The organism is Cellulomonas sp., assembly GCF_965229465.1.
Lineage (GTDB): Bacteria > Actinomycetota > Actinomycetes > Actinomycetales > Cellulomonadaceae > Cellulomonas.
The window spans coordinates 3,356,581-3,373,206 of the sequence record NZ_OZ245882.1 but is presented as its reverse complement, the minus strand read 5'-3'; the positions used below and the strand labels follow the sequence as shown (position 1 = coordinate 3,373,206).

The following is a 16,626-nucleotide window of genomic DNA, read 5'->3' as shown; positions in this document are numbered from 1 at the left end:
GCATCCTGCCCCATCGGGCGGCGAACGTGGTCAGCCGGACCGCATCATCTGGCTGAGCTGCTCGTGGCCCGGCCGTGGGCGCTCGACCGCGACGACGACGCTCACCGCCAGGATGAGACCGAGCAGCGTGCCGAGCACCCACCACGGCAGGACGAGCACGGGCGGCCCGGCCTGGTGGGTGAGGCTCTGCAGGCCGAGCGCCCCGACGATCAGCACACTCAGCGCGACGCCGGTGAGCACCCCCGCGACGGCCGGACCGAGCACCGGACCCACCAGCTCCGCGAGCACCAGCCGCCCGCCGGACCGACGCGGCAGGCCCAGGGCGCGCAGCTGCAGGAGCGCACGGCGACGGTCGACGGCACCGGCGGCCGCCGCGAGCGCCACCGCGGCGACGCCGAGTCCCGCGAGCACCGCTCCGGCCGCGCGGAGCATCCGGTCGAACGCGGCGGCGGTCGGGGCCGACCGCACCTCGCCGAGCACGCCCGTCCGCGTGGTGACGACCACGTCGTCCGTGGCCTGCGCGGTCACGGTCGCCGCCCCCGGGCCGGCCACCCAGGCCACCGTCGCCGGCACCGGTCGGCCGAGCGCGTCGGCGAGGGCCGCCCGGTCGACGACCACCGTGACCGAGGACGAGGCCTCGGCGAGCGGGAGGGCGGGAGCGACACCGACGACCTCCAGCGGGATCGCCTCGCCCTCCCACCGCAGCGTCAGCGCGGTCGCCCCCGGACCCACGCCGACCACCAGCGCGGGGACCGCCCGTGAGTCCCCACCGGCCAGCGTGACCAGCCCAGGTGCGTCCGGCGTCGGGGTCGCCGCGAGCAGGCGCGCCTCGGCCACGGCATCGACCGCCACCAGCCGCGCGATCTCGTCGACGCCGTCGCCGAGAAGCTGCGTGCCCTCGACCACGCGAGCCGTCGCGACGAGGACCTCCGGAGCTCCGGGCCGGGCGGCCGTCAGGTCCTCGGGCAACCCCGGTACCGGGGCAGCCGTCAGCACCGCGTCCGCTCCGACCGTGGCCCACGAGCCGGCCTCCTGGCCGGAGCGGACCGTCGCCTGGAGCGCGAGCACCACCGTGGACATGGCCGCGACCAGCACCAGCGTGAGCACGGGCACCACCGCCACCGGCGTGCGCGCCACGGCGACGAGCGCGATCGGCCCGCGCGTCCGCGCCGTCGCACGCCGCGCCCACCGGGCGACCGGGGGCAGCAGGCGCAGCAGCAGCACGGCGACCGCCGCGGCGACGAGCACCGGAGCGGCGGTCACGACGAGGTCGGCGCCGAGGCTCCCCGCCGCCGACCGCGCTCCTCGGGCCCGCAGGGTGAGCAGGCTGCCTGCCGCCAGCAGCACGACGGTCGCCTCCACCAGGGGGCGCCGCAGGGTGGCACCTCGGCCCGGCGCCTGCCCGGTCCGACGTGCCGGCGGCGGTGCAGTGGAGCGCCCGCCGACGCGTGCGGCGAGCACCGGGGGGATCAGCGCGGCGAGCACGAGCGGCGGGACGACCCAGGCCCAGGGCACCGGGCCGGGAACCACGACCGCCGCCAGAGCCAGCCCGACGCAGGCACCCACGGCCACCAGGGCGAGAGACTCCGCCGCGGCGGCGGCTGCGAGCGTGGACAGGCTCGCGCCGAGCGCCCTCTGGTGGGCGAGCACGGTCGCTCGCCGCCGGACGAGGAGCGAGGCGGCGAGGACCAGGACGAGGAGCGCGGCCGCGACGACGCCGGAGAGCACGACCGCGGCCTGCGCGGTCGTCGCCTCCACCCGGTCCTGGGCGTCCTCCAGCAGCCGGTCGAGCCGCGTGGTGACGGTGGGGCTCGACGCGGGCAGCCCAAGCGTGCGCGGAGCAGCCGCCAGGGCGCGCACCGCGCGCGCCGCCTCGCCTGCGGACCGGGCGTCGAGGCGGGAGGGCACGACGTCGAACGTGTACGAGACGACGAGCCGGTCCTCCGGCAGGTCGTAGCGGGCAGCGGGCACGGACGCGGCGCTGGTGAGCGCGGACACCGCGACCCGGCCGGCCGGACCGCCGACCGTCCGCGGCGAGACCATCGTCGGCGCGGCACGCCACACACGCGCCGCCGCGTCGACCGGTCGGAACACGCCGGTGACCGGCACGTCGATGCGCACCCCGTCCGGGTCCACGACCGTCAGTGCGTCCCCGACGCCCACGCCGAGGGCGTCGGCGACCTGCTCCGAGAGCCCGACCTCCACCGGGAGCGGCTCCCCGCCCGTGACGTCGTCCGGATCGATCGTCGTCGTCGGTGGGCCGCCGCTGACCCACGCGACCGCGTCGGCGGCCGGGTCGGCGACGTCGCGCGCCCCCCGACCGTCACCGCGGTCGGCAGCGAGGTACGCGAACCGGAGCAGCACGGGAACTCCCCCGACCGTGCCCGCCGCCAGCTCAGGGCCGACGAGGGAGGCGACCGGGTCGGTGACGGCGGAGGCCACCTCGTCGGGCAGGTTCCCGGCGAGCAGCTGCGCGGTGGCGCTCAGCTCGTCCGCGGTGCCGAGGCGCAGCTCCCGCACGTCGCTCCCGTCCCGCACGGTGACGGCGAGCGCGCTGCCCTCGTCGCCCGCGGCCGCGCGCACCTCGTCGGTCGCCGCGCGGTCCAGCAGGCGGGGGGCCGACGACGCCAGGAACGTCACGAGTGCGACGACCACCAGAGCGAGCGCCAGAGGTCCCCGCGTCGCCCAGGCCTGCCGAGCCACCTGGCCGGCGGGGATCGCTCCGGCCCACGGACGAGCCCGGTCGAGTACCGGCCGCGCGCGGCGGCTCACCGGGCGACCCCCGCCCGCAGGCTCGCCGCGGTCGAGCGGCGCGCCACCCGGCGCGCCGGTGGCAGCCCGACGAGCGTGCAGCCCACCAGCAGGGTGCCGAGCAGCACCAGCAGCGCCGCCCACGGCCAGACGACGAGAGCCCCGGGTACCGGAGCCCCGCCGTCGCGCGCGGTGACCAGCAGGGGCCCGAGCACGAGCGAGAGGCCGCCGCCGGCGAGCGCGCCCAGGCCGATCGCGACGGTCGTGAGGATCACGTGGCGAGCGGCGCCCGTGGCGGACACGAGGCGACGAGGCACCCCGAGGGCGCGCAGCCGTGCCGTCTCCGCGGAGCGGTCGTGCGCGACGGCGAGCTCGCGCGCCACCGTCCCGGCCATCGCCAGCGCGAGGGCGGCCGCCACCAGGAGCGCCAGGGCGACCGCCGCGGCGGCGCGCAGCGGTCCGGCGGTGAGCTCGTCCTGGAGCGCGCTCCGGGACACGCCCCCGGTCGCCGCCGCGACGGCCTCCGAGCGGTCGGTCGCGACCCACCACTCGTCGACCACGGGATCCAGGTCGCCCCGCTGCAGGAGGGCGCGCGACAGGGTGTCGACGTCGGCGAGCACTGCGGGGTCGTCCGGGGCCGACGGCACGTAGGGCAGCACGCCGGCGACCACGGCAGGCAGCACCACGGAGGCAACGCCGAGGTCGAGTGCGTCACCCACCTCCACCCCCAGCTGGTCGGCCAACGACGCCGAGGCGAGGACGGGCACCAGCTCCGTCGGTCGGAACCCGGCGACCACGACCTCGACCGACGTGAAGCCGAGCTCGAACCGTGAGACCTGGGCCGAGAAGCCGAGGGTGTCCGCACCGGCCTCGGCGACCGGCCGGCCCGCCAGGGCCCCGTCGTCGGCGCTCTCGCCGGCGTAGGCGGTCCATGCCGCGGGGTCGCCCTCGTGCGACATCGCACCGGGGACGCGCACCACGACCTCCAGCCGTGCCTGGTCCCCCTGCGAGAGCTCCACCCCACCCGGCACCACCACCCGGAGCCCGACGACGCGCCACGTCGCGTCGCTCGGAGCGGCGACCGTCACGGACTGCGCAGTGCCGTCGAGGACGACGTCCGGCGCGGCCGCGGCGACGCGCTCGCCGCGCTCACCCTCGAGCACGAGCGCCACGTGCGCGGGCAGCCCGACGTCGTCCACCCCCTCGAGGCCACCGGTCACCTCGATCGGCACCGCGTCCCCGGACACGACGAGCCCGGCGGACGCCTCGCGTGGCCGCACCGGCTCGGTGAGCGCCGACCACGTGGCCGAGCCACCCAGCCGCCCCCGGACCAGGAGATCCGCACGGCTGGTGTCGACGGCGACGAGCGTGACGCCACCCGGACGCGAGCCCAGCGTGACCGTGCGGTGCGTCGCCGCGGCGACGGCCGCCCCACCCGCGCCCGGCGCGCCCGCGGCGGCGGACACCCGCGCGCCCTGGTCGGGCGCGGCGTCGACGGGGACCCGCACGTCGGTGCCCACGGCGGCGGCGCCCTGGTCCCGCTGCGACGCGAGCCAGGTGGCCTGGAACACCAGCGCGAACGTCAGGGACGCTGCGGCGAGCGCGACGAGGAACACGCCGGACATCGCACGTCCCCGTGCCACCTGCCACCCGGCGAGCGGCACGGCGAGCCCGCGCCCGCGTCGGGCAGCCACCTCGGCGCCGCGCCCCAGCGGTGCCACGACCCGCAGGGCCACGGCGGCGGCCGCCACCAGGGCGAGCGTGGGCGCCAGGACGAGCACCGGGTCGGCGGCACCCTCGTCGAACCGGTGGGCGCGCAGCTGGAGCACGCCCAGCACGGCCAGCGCCACGAGGAGCACGTCGACCCCCGAGCGCGCGACCCCGCCCGCGACGACGTGCCGCCCCTCACGCGACGGGCCCCCGCCGCGGACCGCGAGCACCACGCCGACCGCGGCGAGCGCCAGGGTGCCGACCGCCACGCATCCGGCGACCAGCAGCCAGCCCTCCGTGGTCGGCCAGGCCGGACCGACGCCACCCTCGGTCCACGCCTGCGCGAGAGGTCCCGTGCTCGTGACCGCGCGGTAGCCGAGCGCCGCGAGCGGCACCGCGGCCACGACGCCCACCAGCGCGAGGAGGAGACCTTCGCCGGCTGCCGCCCCCGCCAGCTGCGAGCGGCTCGCTCCGCGATCGGCCAGGAGCGCCGTGTCCGTGCTGCGTCGCGTCGCCAGCAGGCGGGCGAGCAGGGCGATCGCCGCGGCCGCCAGCGTCGCCACGAGCAACACCGTCGTGAGGATCAGTGCCGCGGTGACGTCGAGCTGGCGCCGCGCGTCCGCGACGAAGCCCGGCAGGCGCGAGCTGACGGTGACGGAGGCCAGCTGGTCACCGGCCACGCCGTCCAGGGTGCCCCCGAGCGCGGCCACCCGGGCGGCCGCTGCACCCAGGGCGTCCGCGTGCGCGGTGAGGTCGGCGTCCGCCTCGATGCTGACGAGGCCGACCGGCGTGTCCGCGGCGAGCACGGTTCCCGGAGCCACGAGGAACGGGCCGTAGACCGGCAGCCACCCGGAGTCGACGTCGGCTCCCACCCCGCGCAGGCGATCGCGGTCCCAGGCGCCGGACGCGTCGTGCTCGACGAGGCCGACGACGGTGAGCGGGGTCGGCCCGAGGCTGAGGCGGTCTCCGACGGCCAGGCCGAGGAGCTGCGCGGTGGCGGACGGCAGGACGACCTCCGTCGGACCGCCCGTGGCCCCGCCGCCGGGCGCCGGCCATCTCCCGGCCACGACCGTCGCGTGCTGCTGGACCGTGTCCGCGTCCAGCAGGTACGCGAGCCGGGCAGGAGCGCCGGGCAGGAGCGTGGGCGGTGTCGAGACCCAGACGGACTCCGTCGCGTCCAGCGGGGAGAGCGCCTGACGCAGAGCGGGCAGCAGGTCGTCGACCACGGCCCGGGCGCCCGGCGGGTCGTCGTCGGACGCCCCGTCGGTCCGTGCGGTCACGACCACCAGGTCCGCGCGGCTCGCGGCGCTCGTCGTGCCCGTGCCGTCGACCGACGCAGCCGCGGCGCCGAGAGCGGCCTGACGACCTGGGCCCACGAGCAGCACCCCGATCCCGACGAGCGCCCCGCTGAGCACCATGACCACCAGCACGGCCGCGAGCAGCTGCCACTGCGCCGCCGCCCGGCGGACCACGGGGCCGACCGGGAAGCCCCGGCGCTCAGGCATCGGTGAGGTGGCCGTCGACGATCCGCACGACGCGGTCGGCGAGCGCGATCATCACGGGGTCGTGCGTCGCGACGACGGCGGCCATGCCCTCGGCCTCCACGACGCCGCGGATGAGGGCCATCACGGCCAGGCCGGTGTCGGTGTCCAGCTGGCCCGTGGGCTCGTCGGCCACGAGCAGGCGCGGCGACGCCGCCAGCGCGCGGGCGATGGCCACGCGCTGCATCTGGCCGCCGGACATCTCGTCGGGGCGCTGCTCGGCGTGCCCACCGAGGCCGACCAGGTCGAGCAGCAGCCGCACGCGACGCTCACGGTCCTCGACCGTCAGCCGTCGCAGCCGCAGCGGCAGTCCCACGTTCTCCGCGGCGGTGAGGTCCGCCAGCAGCCCGAACGTCTGGAACACGAACGCGACGGAGTGCTGGCGCAGGGCGTCCAGGCCGTCGTCGTCGAGCGCGGTGACGTCGACGCCGTGCACGACCACCTCGCCGGCGTCAGGGCGGTCGAGCCCGCCCACGATGTTCAGGAGCGTCGTCTTGCCCGAGCCGGACCGGCCCACGAGCGCGACCATCTCGCCCGGCGCCACCTCGAACGACACGTCGCGCAGCGCGTGGACCGCGGTGTGCCCGGTCCCGTACGTGCGGCGCACACCGCGCACCACGAGCGCCGGAGCCCCGGTCACCGTGCGACCACGTCGGGCAGCAGCGAGACCCTGTCGGCCTCGAGCGCGAGCCGCACCCGCCGCGTCAGCGCCAGGGCCTCGCGGTACTCGCGCGGCACCTGCACGCGTCCGGCGCGGTCCATGACGGCGTACTCCTCGGCGATCACCCGGGACTCACCGTCCTCCGCGACCTCCGTCCGGCGCAGCACCTCGGTGCTGGTCCGGCCGTCCCGGACCGCGACCGTGCGCTCGACCTGGTCGCTCACGGCCGGGTCGTGCGTCACCACGACGACCGTCACGCCGGCCTCGTGCTGCGCCAGCCGCAGGGTGTCGAACACCTCCTGCGCCGTGGCGGAGTCGAGCTCGCCAGTCGGCTCGTCGGCCAGCAGGAGCCTCGGCCCGTTCGCCAGGGCGACCGCGATCGCGGTGCGCTGCTGCTCACCGCCGGACATCTGCGACGGCAGCCGGTCGGCGCAGTGGCCGACGCCGACGGTCTCCAGCAGCTCGTCCGCGCGCGCCCGACGAGCTCGCGGCCCGCGGCCCGCGAGCGCGAGGGGCAGCTCGACGTTGCCGCGCGCGGTGAGGTACTGCACCAGGTTGCGCGCGGTCTGCTGGCGGACGAACCCGACGACGTCCCGCCGGTAGGCCAGCCGCTGCGCGCGGCTCAACGCCGTGAGGTCCCAGCCCGCCACCCGCACGCTCCCGGCCGTCGGCAGGTCGGCGCCGGCGAGCACCGACAGCAGCGTGGACTTGCCCGCACCGGACGGCCCGACGACGGCGATCATCTCCCCCGCGCCCACCACCAGGTCGAGGCCCTGCAGCGCCTGCACCTCGACGGAGCCGTGCTGGTGGATGCGGACGAGCGACTCGCACTCCACCAGCGGGCGGCCGCCCTGCGTCATCACGGGCACGGCACTGCCTAGCGGAGCTTCAGGCCGCGGGAGTCGGTGGTCTCCGTGGCGAGCAGCATCACGCCGTCGACGAACGACCAGATCGCGACGCCGAAGATGAGCACGAAGCCGACCAGGAGGAACGCCGTGATCCACCCGACGACGGTGAGCACCAGCTGCGTGACCGCGATGCTCGTGTGCCCGGTGTAGAAGCGCCCGACACCCAGGGTCCCCAGGAAGATCTGGAGCAGCCCGGCGACCACCTTCTGCTTGTCCGACAGCGGCTGCCCCGTGAACGGGTCCCGACCGTAGGGCGCTCCGGCATCGTGCACCGGGTAGCCGTAGGGTCCCTGCGGGTACGTCGACATGGCGCGACCCTATCGGCCGGCGAGACCACCTTGGGGGCGTCCCGCACTCGCGAGAGGATGATCCTCATGACTCTGTGGCTCACCGGCGACCCGAGCGCCGACCAGCTCCTGACCGACGACCCGTTCGCCCTGCTCATCGGCATGCTCCTGGACCAGCAGGTCACCATGGAGTCCGCCTTCGCGGGCCCGGCCAAGATCGCGGACCGCATGGGCGGTCTCGACGTGCACCGCATCGCGGAGGCCGACCCGCAAGAGTTCGCCGCCCTGTGCGCGACGCCCCCCGCGGTGCACCGCTACCCCGGCTCGATGGCGGGACGCATCCAGGCGGTCGCGGCCGCGGTGGCCCGCGACTACGACGGTGACGTCACCCGGCTGTGGACCGACGGCGACCCGGACGGGCCGACCGTGCTCCGGCGGCTCAAGGCGCTCCCGGGCTTCGGCGACCAGAAGGCGCGGATCTTCCTGGCGCTGCTCGGCAAGCAGCGCGGCGTGCAGCCGGCCGGCTGGGCGCAGGCCGCCGGCGCCTACGGGGAGCCGGACGCCCGACGGTCGATCGCCGACGTCACCGACCCGGTCTCGCTGGGCGAGGTCCGCGCCACCAAGCAGGCGGCAAAGGCCGCGGCGAAGGCCGCGAACGGCTGACGGCCGTGGCACCATCGCTCCCGTGATCGTGGTGACGACGAACGACATCCCGGGGTACCGGATCCAGGCCGTGCTCGGCGAGGTCATGGGCCTGACCGTGCGCTCGACCAACATCGGCGCCAGCTTCACCGCCGGGCTGCGCTCGATCGGGGGCGGCGAGCTGCCGGAGTTCACCAAGATCATGTACGAGAGCCGCCGTGAGGTGATGCACCGCATGGTCACCGAGGCGCAGCAGCGCGGCGCGAACGCGATCGTCGCCATGCGCTTCGACACCGACTCGATCGGCCAGTTCAGCGAGGTGTGCGCCTACGGCACCGCGGTGATCGTCGAGCCCATCGGTTCCGGCGAGCCCGGGGCGACCGGTCAGTCGGCGCAGGTCGTCGCCGCGGCGCAGGCCGCGACCGACGCTCACTGATCCCGCAGCGCGTCCTTCCAGCCCTGCGAGTACGCCTCGGCGCTGCCCTGCTGGAACATGTCCTCGTCGCCCAGCCGGACGAGCACGCGCGCGCCCGGACCGTCCTCGACGATCACCAGGTGCCCGAGTCCTCGGATGACCGCGAGCGGCCGACCCTCGGCCTTGCCCTTGACCAGCTCACCGGCTGACGCGATCTCGTCGGCCACCGCGGCCTGCGTCATGACGAGGGGGCGGCCGAACGAGTCGACCTGACCGCGCAGGTCGTCGAGCACGACGAGCCCCGCGGCGCCGATCGCGATGTCCGTGACCCCCTGCCGCCACGGCCGCCCGGCGGTGTCGGTGATGACGACGCCCACCCGGACCCCGAACGCCGCCGACAGCCCCGCCCGGATCCGGCGCGCGGACGCGTCCGGGTCGAGCGGGAGCAGCAGCACCGTGCCCTCGGGGGTGTTCGACGCGTCGACGCCGGCCGCGGCCATCACGAGCCCGAGCCGGTTCTCCACGATCCGGGTGACCCCGGACGCGTGCTCGCGGGTGGCGACGACACGCACGGTCTCGTCGGTGATCGCCTGCTCGCGGTCGTCGGCGGAGACCACCCGGCCCTCGGCCTTGGACACGACCTTCGACGTGAGCACGAGGATGTCGCCGTCGACGGGCGGGTCGTCGCGGAGCAGCTCCGCCAGCAGCGCGACCAGGTCGTCGCCGGGTGCGATCTCCCGCAGCCCGTCGGGCGCCCAGACCTCGAGGCGCGAGTTCATCGCACCAGGTTGGGCAGCACGTCCGCCCCGAACGTCTCGATCCACTCGCGCTGGTTGCGCCCCACGTTGTGCAGGTAGATGCGGTCGAAGCCGAGGTCCACGTACTTCTGGATCTCCGCGCGGTGCTTGTCGGGGTCCGCCGAGATGACCATGCGGCCCTCGAAGTCCTCGGGGCGCACCAGCTTGGCCATCTGCTCGAAGTCGAACGGCGAGCGGATGTCCGCCTTCGGGAACTTCATGCCGCCGTTGGGCCACTCGTGCATCGCGTGCGCCAGGGCCAGCTCGTCGGTCTCGGCCCAGGACAGGTGGAGCTGGAGCACCTTCGGCATCGCGTCCGGGTCCTTGCCCGCCTCGCGCGCGCCCTCGTCGAACTTGCCGAACAGGCCGGAGATCTTCTCCAGCGGGGCGCCGACCGTGATGAGCCCGTCGGCCAGCCGTCCGGCGCGCTTGGCGGTCACCGGGCCGGCCGTCGCGACGAGGATCTCGGGGGCGACCTCCGGCATGGTCCACAGGCGCGTGGACTCGAGCTTGTAGAACTGCCCGGCGTGCTTGACGTCCTTGCCGGCGATCGACGCCGCGAACAGCTTCTTGATGATGTCGATGGCCTCGAACATGCGGTTGATCCGCTCCGGCGCCTCCGGCCAGTAGCTGGCGACGATGTGCTCGTTGAGCGCCTCGCCGGAGCCCAGGCCCAGCCAGTGCCGCCCGGGGTACATCGCGGCGAGCGTGGCCGACGCCTGCGCGACCATCGCCGGGTGCCACCGGAACGTCGGCGCGGTGACCCCGGGGCCGATGTCGCCCGTGGTCCGCTCCCCCAGGGCCGTCAGCACGTTCCAGACGAACGCGGCCTGCCCCTGCGCGGGGACCCAGGGCTGGTAGTGGTCGGCCGCCATCACCCCGGAGAACCCGTGGGCCTCCGCGTGCACCGACAGCGCGACCGCCTCGGTCGGGTGGAACTGCTCGAGCATCGCCGCGTACCCGACCGTGAGGCCGTCCGCCGTGACCGTTGCCATCCATTGCTCCTTCGTGGGCCCTCGTCGTCGATCACCCTAACCGCGGGACCAGGCAGGATGATGCCCGTGAGCGACGACGCCCTGACGGTCGAGGTGCACTGGGCGCGCACCGTCTCCGCGGACGTGCTCACCGACATGCTGACGCGCGCGGAGCGCGAGCGCACCGCGACGGTGCAGAACGCCGAGATGCGCAACGCGCTCGCGTCGTCGCTGGTGCTGGCGCGCACCGCCGTCGGTTCCTGGGCAGGCGTCGACGCCGACGCGGTCGAGCTGCGCCGCCGCTGCCCCCGCTGCGGCAGCCGCGTGCACGGCCGACCGAGCGCGTCGTGGCGCAGCGTGCCCGACGACGTGCACTGGAGCCCGGTCCCCCACGTCAGCCTCGCGCGGACCGCCGGGACGGTCGTCGTGGCGACGACGCTCCGCGGCGAGGTCGGCATCGACGTCGAGCGCCGGACCGAGCGCCTCTTCGTCGGGTTCGACGACGTCGTGCTGGCCGCCACGGAGGCCCGCGCTGTCGACGACGAGTCCCGCCTGCGCACCTGGGTGCGCAAGGAAGCCGTGCTCAAGGCCCTCGGACGCGGGCTCGACGTCGATCCGCGCACCCTCGTGCTCGGGCCCGGCGACGAGCCCCCGCGCATCGAGCGCGGACCGGTCGGGCCGTGGCACCTCCAGGACCTCGACCCGACGGACGGAGCGCTCGGCGCGCTCGCCGTGCGTGCCGACGGCCCCGTCAGCCTCCGGGTGTCGCAGGTGCAGCTGACCGGGCGGTACTGAGCTCGGGCAGGGCCGGCCGGTAGACCCAGGCCTCCACCAGCAGCGCCACGGAGGTCCCGGACACCTCGGACGCGCACGCGACGAACCGCTCGGTGCTCACGGTCCCGTGCCGGTGCCGCGCGGTCCACGTCCGCAGGATCGCGAAGAACGCCCGGTCGCCGACCGCGAGCCTCAGGGCGTGCAGGGTGAGGGCGCCGCGCTTGTAGAGCCGGTCGTCGAACATGCCGTCGGGTCCCGGATCGCCGATGACCAGGTCCTGCGGGAGTGCCGCCAGGCGGGCCCGCGCGGACCGGGCGTGCCGCTCGGCGCTCCAGCCGCCCGACTGCTCGGACCACAGCCACTCGGCGTAGCAGGCGAAGCCCTCGTGCAACCAGATGTCCCGCCAGCGCCCGACCGTCAGGCTGTTCCCGAACCACTGGTGCGCGAGCTCGTGCGCGACCAGCCGCTCGGACCCTCGGCGGCCGTCCATGTGGTTGGCTCCGAAGACCGCGAGCCCCTGCGCCTCGAGCGGGATCTCCAGGACGTCGTCGGTGACCACCACCGTGTAGCCGGGGAACGGGTAGGGGCCGAACCGGGTCTCGAAGAGCGCGATCATCTCGGCCTGCCGGTCGAGGTCGTGCAGCGCGGCGGTGCGCAGCCGAGGCGGGACCAGCACCTGGGTGCGCGCGCCCGTCGGCACCCGCTCGTAGCGCCCGATCTGGAGCGTCGCGAGGTAGGGGGCCATCGGCTCGGGCTGGTCGTACACCCACCGCGTGCGCCCGGCCCGCGGGGTGCGCGAGACCAGCGACCCGTTGGCGAGCACCTCGTAGCCGGCCTCCGCCGTGACGGTGACCGAGAAGCTCGCCTTGTCCGCCGGGCTGTCGTGGCACGGGAACCACGTGGGTGCCCCGTCGGGCTGGCCCGCCACGATGAGCCCGTCCTCGAGCTCCTCCCAGCCGACCTCCCCCCACGGTCCGCGCACGGGACCCGGTTGCCCGCCGTACCGCACCTCGATCAGCAGGCTCGCGCCGGCGGACACCTGGTGGCCCAACCGGATGGCGATCCGGCCGTCGCGGTGGGTCCATCGCTCCGGCCGCTTCCCGCCGACCAGCACCTGGGTCACGCGCAGCCCGTGCAGGGACACCGCCACACGGTCCAGCGGACGGGTGGCGCGGGCGTGCAGCACCGCGCGCGCGTCGAGCCGGTTGGTGGCCACGCGGTAGTCGAGCTCGAGCTCGTACCGGTCCACCGTGACGCCGCCGTCCGGCCTCCCGGGCAGGTACGGGTCCTCGGGCGGCTGCGTCACGCCGGGGCCACCGGGTTCCCCGTCCACCGCGACCCGGCGGGGATCGTGTCCCCACGCAGCACGAGCGAGGCGGGGCCCACCCGCGCGCCGTCGTCCAGGCTCGCCGCGGGCAGCACCACCCCGTGCGGACCCAGGCTCGCGCCGCGTCCGAGCTCCACCGTGTCCATGCTCATCACCCGATCATGGAACAGATGCGTCTGCAGCACGCACCCGCGGTTCACCGTGGCCGCGTCGCCGAGCGTGACCAGGTCGGCCTCGGGCAGCCAGTAGGTCTCGCACCAGACCCCGCGGCCGATCCGCGCTCCGAGCGTCCGCAGCCAGGTCGTGAGCGCCGGTGAGCCGATCGTGGCCGGTCCGAGCCACGGCACCGCGACCACCTCGAGGAACGTGTCGGCCAGCTCGTTGCGCCACACGAACGAGCTCCACAGGGGGTGGTCGCCGGGTCGCAACCGGCCGACGAGCACCCACTTGGTCAGTGTCGCCAGCGTGCACGCGACGAGGGCCGCCGCCAGCACGACCAGCGGGGAGACCGCGGCCGCAGCCCCCAGCCCGCGGGAGTCGAGCACCGCCTGGAGCGCCAGCAGGACGAGCACCCCCAGCCCGACCGTGCAGATCACGGGCACGATCCGGCAGAGCTCCACGAGCGCACGGGCCACTCGCAGACGCGTCGGCGGTGCGAACGTCCGGGCGTCGTCGGCCTCGCCGGCGGTCCGCCGCAGCCGCACCGGCGGTGAGCCGAGCCAGCTGGTGCCCGCCCGGGCGTCCTCCGGGGTCGCCGACAGCACGGCGACCAGACCGCGCTTGGGCACCGCGCGGCCCGGGGCGATCATCCCCGAGTTGCCGAGGAACGCGCGCTTGCCCACCTTGCTCCGCTCGACCCGCAGCCAGCCGTGACCCAGCTCGTAGGAGCCGATGAGGGTGTCGTCCGCCAGGAAGGCGCCGTCTCCGACCGTGGTCAGGCTCGGGAGCATGAGGGCGGTCGACGCCTCGACGTCCTTGCCGATGTCCGCGCCCAGCAGCCGGAGCCAGACCGGCGTCGCCAGGCTGGAGTACAGGGGGAAGAGGGTGGTGCGGGCATCGTCCATGAGCCGCAACGTCGCCCAGACCTGCCACCCCGCGCGGCTGTGCACCGCGTGGTACCCCTCGCGGAACCCGAGCCCGAGCAGCCGCACGGCCGCGAGCGTGACGACCGCCAGCACGACGACCATGGTGACCGCGGCCAGGGGCACGGCGCGCACCGCGTCGAGGGCCGCCTCGGCCCTCGTGGTGGCCCCGCCCAGCGCCACGCCGACCACCAGCAGCCCGCACAGGCCGGCGAGGACGGGCAGGGCCGAGAGCATGGTCGCGGTCAGCCCGTAGATCGCCACCCACCGTCGGGTCCGTGGCGCGCGGTCGCGCGGCCAGTGCCGCCGGGCCGGCCCGTCGAACACCGCCGGGGACCCCACCCACAGCTCCCCGGGCGGCACGGAGTCCAGGACGGCCGAGCCCGGGGCGACCTCGGACCAGGCGCCCACGCGGGTGCCGGGCGCGAGGGTGCTGCGCGTGCCGACGGTCGCGCGCTTGTCGATGCGCACCCGTCCGACCCGGAGCACGTCACCGTCGAGCCAGTGCCCGCGCAGGTCCACCTCCGGCTCGACGGAGCACCCGTTGCCGAGCGTGAGCAGCCCGGTGACGGGCGGCGGCGCGTGCAGGTCGACGTTCTTGCCGACGGTCGCCCCGAGCGCCCGCGCGTACGTCGCGGTCCAGGGTGCGCACGACAGGTTCTCGGCGCCGGCCCCGGCCGCCCAGGACTCGGTGAACCACAGGCGCAGGTGCACCGCCCCGCCCCGGGGGTACCGGCCCGGTCGAAGACCGCGCAGCAGCGTGCGCGCGACGAGCACCGTCGTGCCCATCCGCCCGAGCGGGCTCAGGAGCACCAGCCACCCGAGCGCCACCCACCACCACACGCCGGGCACCACAGGCACCCACGCGGCACCGGTCGTCCCGACGAGCACCGCGTCCGCCGCCAGCAGCCACGTGAGCCACCGCAGACCGACCAGGGCGGCCAGCGGCAGGCCGAGGACCGTCTGGAGGAGCTGCGACCGCAGCGGGGTCGGCTCGACCACGCGCACCTCGGCCGCGACGGCCGGCTCGAACTCGTCGAGCCGGCGGGCCAGGTCCCCGATCCGCGGGTACTCGTACACGTCGGCGACGGTGACCGTGGGGAAGCGCTCACGCAGGGCGCTGACCAGCTGGGCGGCCACGAGGCTGCCCCCGCCGGCGGCGAAGAAGTCGTCGCGCGGGCCCGTCACCGTGACCCCCAGCGCGGCGGTCCAGCGCTCCGCCACCCACTCCCCGGTCGCCGAGAGGCCGACGGGCGGCACCGACGCCTCGTCCGTGCGACCCAGCGGCCACGGGAGCGCGTCGCGGTCCACCTTGCCGGAGCCGCGCGTCGGGATCGACTCCACGGGCGCGAGCAGCGGCACGAGCGCCGCCGGCAACGAGCCGACCAGCCGGTGCCGGGCGTCGGCCAGGTCCAGCGTGATGCCGGGCTCGGCCACCAGGTAGCCGACGAGCACCGACGTGCCCGCGGGCGTGCGGCGGACCGCGGCGGCCGCCCCCGCCACGCCGGGCAGGCCGAGCAGCGCGGAGTCGACCTCACCCAGCTCGATCCGACGGCCACCGACCTTCACCTGGTCGTCGGCACGCCCCACGAACAGCAGCCCGTCGGCCTCGTACCGCACCAGGTCCCCGCTGCGGTACGCCCGCGCCCAGCCCAGCGGCTCGGCCGGCGCGTACTTCTCGGCGTCCTTGGCGGGGTCGAGGTACCGCGCCAGCCCGACGCCGCCGATGATCAGCTCGCCCAGACCGCCCTCCTCGACCTGCGTCCCGTCGGGGGCGACGACCGCCAGGTCCCACCCGTCGAGCGCGTGCCCGATCCGCACGGGCCCGTCGCCGGTGAGCAGCGCGGCGCACGCGACGACGGTCGCCTCCGTCGGCCCGTACGTGTTCCAGACCTCGCGCCCGTGCCCGACCAGCCGTGCGACGAGCTCGGGCGGGCACGCCTCGCCGCCGAAGATGAGCAGCCGCACGCCGGCCAGCTCCTCGGACCGCCACAGCCCGGCGAGCGTCGGCACGGTCGAGATGACGGTGATGCCCTGCGCGACCAGCCACGGGCCCAGGTCCATGCCGGTGCGCACCAGCGCGCGCGGCGCGGGGACCAGGCAGGCCCCGTGCCCCCACGCGAGCCACATCTCCTCGCAGCTGGCGTCGAACGCGACCGACAGCCCCGCCAGCACCCGGTCGCCCGGGCCCAGCGGCGATCCCTGCAGGAACAGCCTCGACTCGGCGTCCACGAACGCGGCGGCCGACCGGTGCGTGACCGCGACCCCCTTCGGCGCGCCGGTCGAGCCCGAGGTGAAGATGATCCAGGCGTCGTCGTCGAGCCCCGGCGACCTCGGCTCGGCGCGCGTCCGCAGGGTCGCCAGGTCCCCCTCGGTGAGCACCCGTGCGACGCCGGCCTCGCGGAACACGGTGCGCGCGCGCTCGTCCGGGTCGTCGACGTCGACCGGCACGTAGGCCGCCCCGGCCGCGAGCACCGCGAGGATCGCCGTGTACAGCTCCGCTGTGCCCGACGGGATGCGCACGCCGACGCGGTCCCCCGGGCCGATGCCGACGCCTGCCAGGCCTGCCGCGGCGGAGCGGACCGCCTCGGCCAGCTGTCGGTAGGTCAGCGCGACGCTGCCGTCGTCGATCGCCGGCGCGTCCCCGTGCGCCGCGACGGTCCCCTCCAGGACGTCCAGCAGCGTGCGCGGTGGTGCAGCCCGGTCGGACCGGAGAAACCCGTCGGCAGACATCGCCCAGCCTCCCCCGCCCGCTCG

12 protein-coding genes are annotated in these 16,626 nt (G+C 75.9%); 3 read left to right on the top strand and 9 right to left on the bottom strand.

Annotated elements, in window-relative coordinates:
• Positions 1-30 precede the first annotated feature (30 nt).
• From ACO06A_RS16000 to ACO06A_RS15980, 5 genes are read right to left on the bottom strand one after another with little or no spacing between them, the layout of a single operon-like run.
• Positions 31-2,772 carry an FtsX-like permease family protein gene (locus tag ACO06A_RS16000; RefSeq protein ID WP_421733200.1) on the bottom strand — a complete coding sequence of 914 codons (2,742 nt, stop codon included), beginning with the start codon at positions 2,770-2,772 and terminating at the stop codon, positions 31-33.
• Positions 2,769-5,966 (bottom strand): hypothetical protein, encoded by a 3,198-nt coding sequence (locus ACO06A_RS15995; RefSeq protein ID WP_421733199.1) that lies wholly within the window; start codon positions 5,964-5,966, stop codon positions 2,769-2,771. The genes ACO06A_RS16000 and ACO06A_RS15995 overlap by 4 nt, the downstream gene beginning before the upstream one ends.
• A complete protein-coding gene (locus ACO06A_RS15990; RefSeq protein ID WP_421733198.1) occupies positions 5,959-6,642 on the bottom strand; it encodes an ABC transporter ATP-binding protein in 684 nt (227 codons plus the stop codon). The genes ACO06A_RS15995 and ACO06A_RS15990 overlap by 8 nt, the downstream gene beginning before the upstream one ends.
• Positions 6,639-7,523: an ABC transporter ATP-binding protein gene (locus tag ACO06A_RS15985; RefSeq protein ID WP_421736080.1), complete on the bottom strand. Its 885-nt coding sequence runs from the start codon at positions 7,521-7,523 to the stop codon at positions 6,639-6,641. Before ACO06A_RS15985 ends, ACO06A_RS15990 begins: the two co-directional genes overlap by 4 nt.
• A gap of 17 nt (positions 7,524-7,540) precedes the next feature.
• Positions 7,541-7,879 (bottom strand): TM2 domain-containing protein, encoded by a 339-nt coding sequence (locus ACO06A_RS15980; protein WP_421733197.1) that lies wholly within the window; start codon positions 7,877-7,879, stop codon positions 7,541-7,543.
• Between the two features lie 66 nt (positions 7,880-7,945).
• Between ACO06A_RS15980 and ACO06A_RS15975 the strand changes: the two genes are divergently transcribed.
• Together ACO06A_RS15975 and ACO06A_RS15970 are read left to right on the top strand one after the other, a co-directional pair.
• Positions 7,946-8,521, top strand: coding sequence for an HhH-GPD-type base excision DNA repair protein (locus ACO06A_RS15975; protein WP_421733196.1), 576 nt, complete (start codon positions 7,946-7,948; stop codon positions 8,519-8,521).
• Positions 8,522-8,543: 22 nt separating this feature from the next.
• Positions 8,544-8,936, top strand: coding sequence for a YbjQ family protein (locus ACO06A_RS15970; RefSeq protein WP_421733194.1), 393 nt, complete (start codon positions 8,544-8,546; stop codon positions 8,934-8,936).
• Here the strand turns inward: ACO06A_RS15970 and ACO06A_RS15965 are convergent.
• Together ACO06A_RS15965 and ACO06A_RS15960 are read right to left on the bottom strand one after the other, a co-directional pair.
• Positions 8,930-9,694, bottom strand: a complete 765-nt coding sequence (locus tag ACO06A_RS15965; protein WP_421733193.1) for a coenzyme F420-0:L-glutamate ligase — start codon at positions 9,692-9,694, stop codon at positions 8,930-8,932. The genes ACO06A_RS15970 and ACO06A_RS15965 overlap by 7 nt on opposite strands.
• A complete protein-coding gene (locus ACO06A_RS15960) occupies positions 9,691-10,707 on the bottom strand; it encodes a TIGR03557 family F420-dependent LLM class oxidoreductase (protein WP_421733192.1) in 1,017 nt (338 codons plus the stop codon). Before ACO06A_RS15960 ends, ACO06A_RS15965 begins: the two co-directional genes overlap by 4 nt.
• Before the next feature lie 66 nt (positions 10,708-10,773).
• On the opposite strand from ACO06A_RS15960, the gene ACO06A_RS15955 reads away from it, so the two are divergent.
• Positions 10,774-11,481 (top strand): 4'-phosphopantetheinyl transferase family protein, encoded by a 708-nt coding sequence (locus ACO06A_RS15955; RefSeq protein WP_421733191.1) that lies wholly within the window; start codon positions 10,774-10,776, stop codon positions 11,479-11,481.
• On the opposite strand, the gene ACO06A_RS15950 is transcribed toward ACO06A_RS15955, so the two are convergent.
• Complete coding sequence (locus tag ACO06A_RS15950) at positions 11,438-12,766, bottom strand: M1 family metallopeptidase (protein ID WP_421733190.1); 1,329 nt, start codon at positions 12,764-12,766, stop codon at positions 11,438-11,440. The genes ACO06A_RS15955 and ACO06A_RS15950 overlap by 44 nt on opposite strands.
• Entirely contained in the window at positions 12,763-16,602 is a 3,840-nt protein-coding gene (locus ACO06A_RS15945) for a Pls/PosA family non-ribosomal peptide synthetase (RefSeq protein ID WP_421733189.1), read from the bottom strand. Before ACO06A_RS15945 ends, ACO06A_RS15950 begins: the two co-directional genes overlap by 4 nt.
• Between the last annotated feature and the right edge of the window lie 24 nt (positions 16,603-16,626).

What these genes read in the sequence shown, in the direction of transcription:
- ACO06A_RS15995 (WP_421733199.1), bottom strand. Translation starts at nt 5,966, where the DNA reads ATGCCTGAGCGCCGGGGCTTCCCGGTCGGCCCCGTGGTCCGCCGGGCG.
- ACO06A_RS15985 (WP_421736080.1), bottom strand. Translation starts at nt 7,523, where the DNA reads ATGACGCAGGGCGGCCGCCCGCTGGTGGAGTGCGAGTCGCTCGTCCGC.
- ACO06A_RS15980 (WP_421733197.1), bottom strand. Translation starts at nt 7,879, where the DNA reads ATGTCGACGTACCCGCAGGGACCCTACGGCTACCCGGTGCACGATGCC.
- ACO06A_RS15975 (WP_421733196.1), top strand. Translation starts at nt 7,946, where the DNA reads ATGACTCTGTGGCTCACCGGCGACCCGAGCGCCGACCAGCTCCTGACC.
- ACO06A_RS15965 (WP_421733193.1), bottom strand. Translation starts at nt 9,694, where the DNA reads ATGAACTCGCGCCTCGAGGTCTGGGCGCCCGACGGGCTGCGGGAGATC.
- ACO06A_RS15960 (WP_421733192.1), bottom strand. Translation starts at nt 10,707, where the DNA reads ATGGCAACGGTCACGGCGGACGGCCTCACGGTCGGGTACGCGGCGATG.
- ACO06A_RS15945 (WP_421733189.1), bottom strand. Translation starts at nt 16,602, where the DNA reads ATGTCTGCCGACGGGTTTCTCCGGTCCGACCGGGCTGCACCACCGCGC.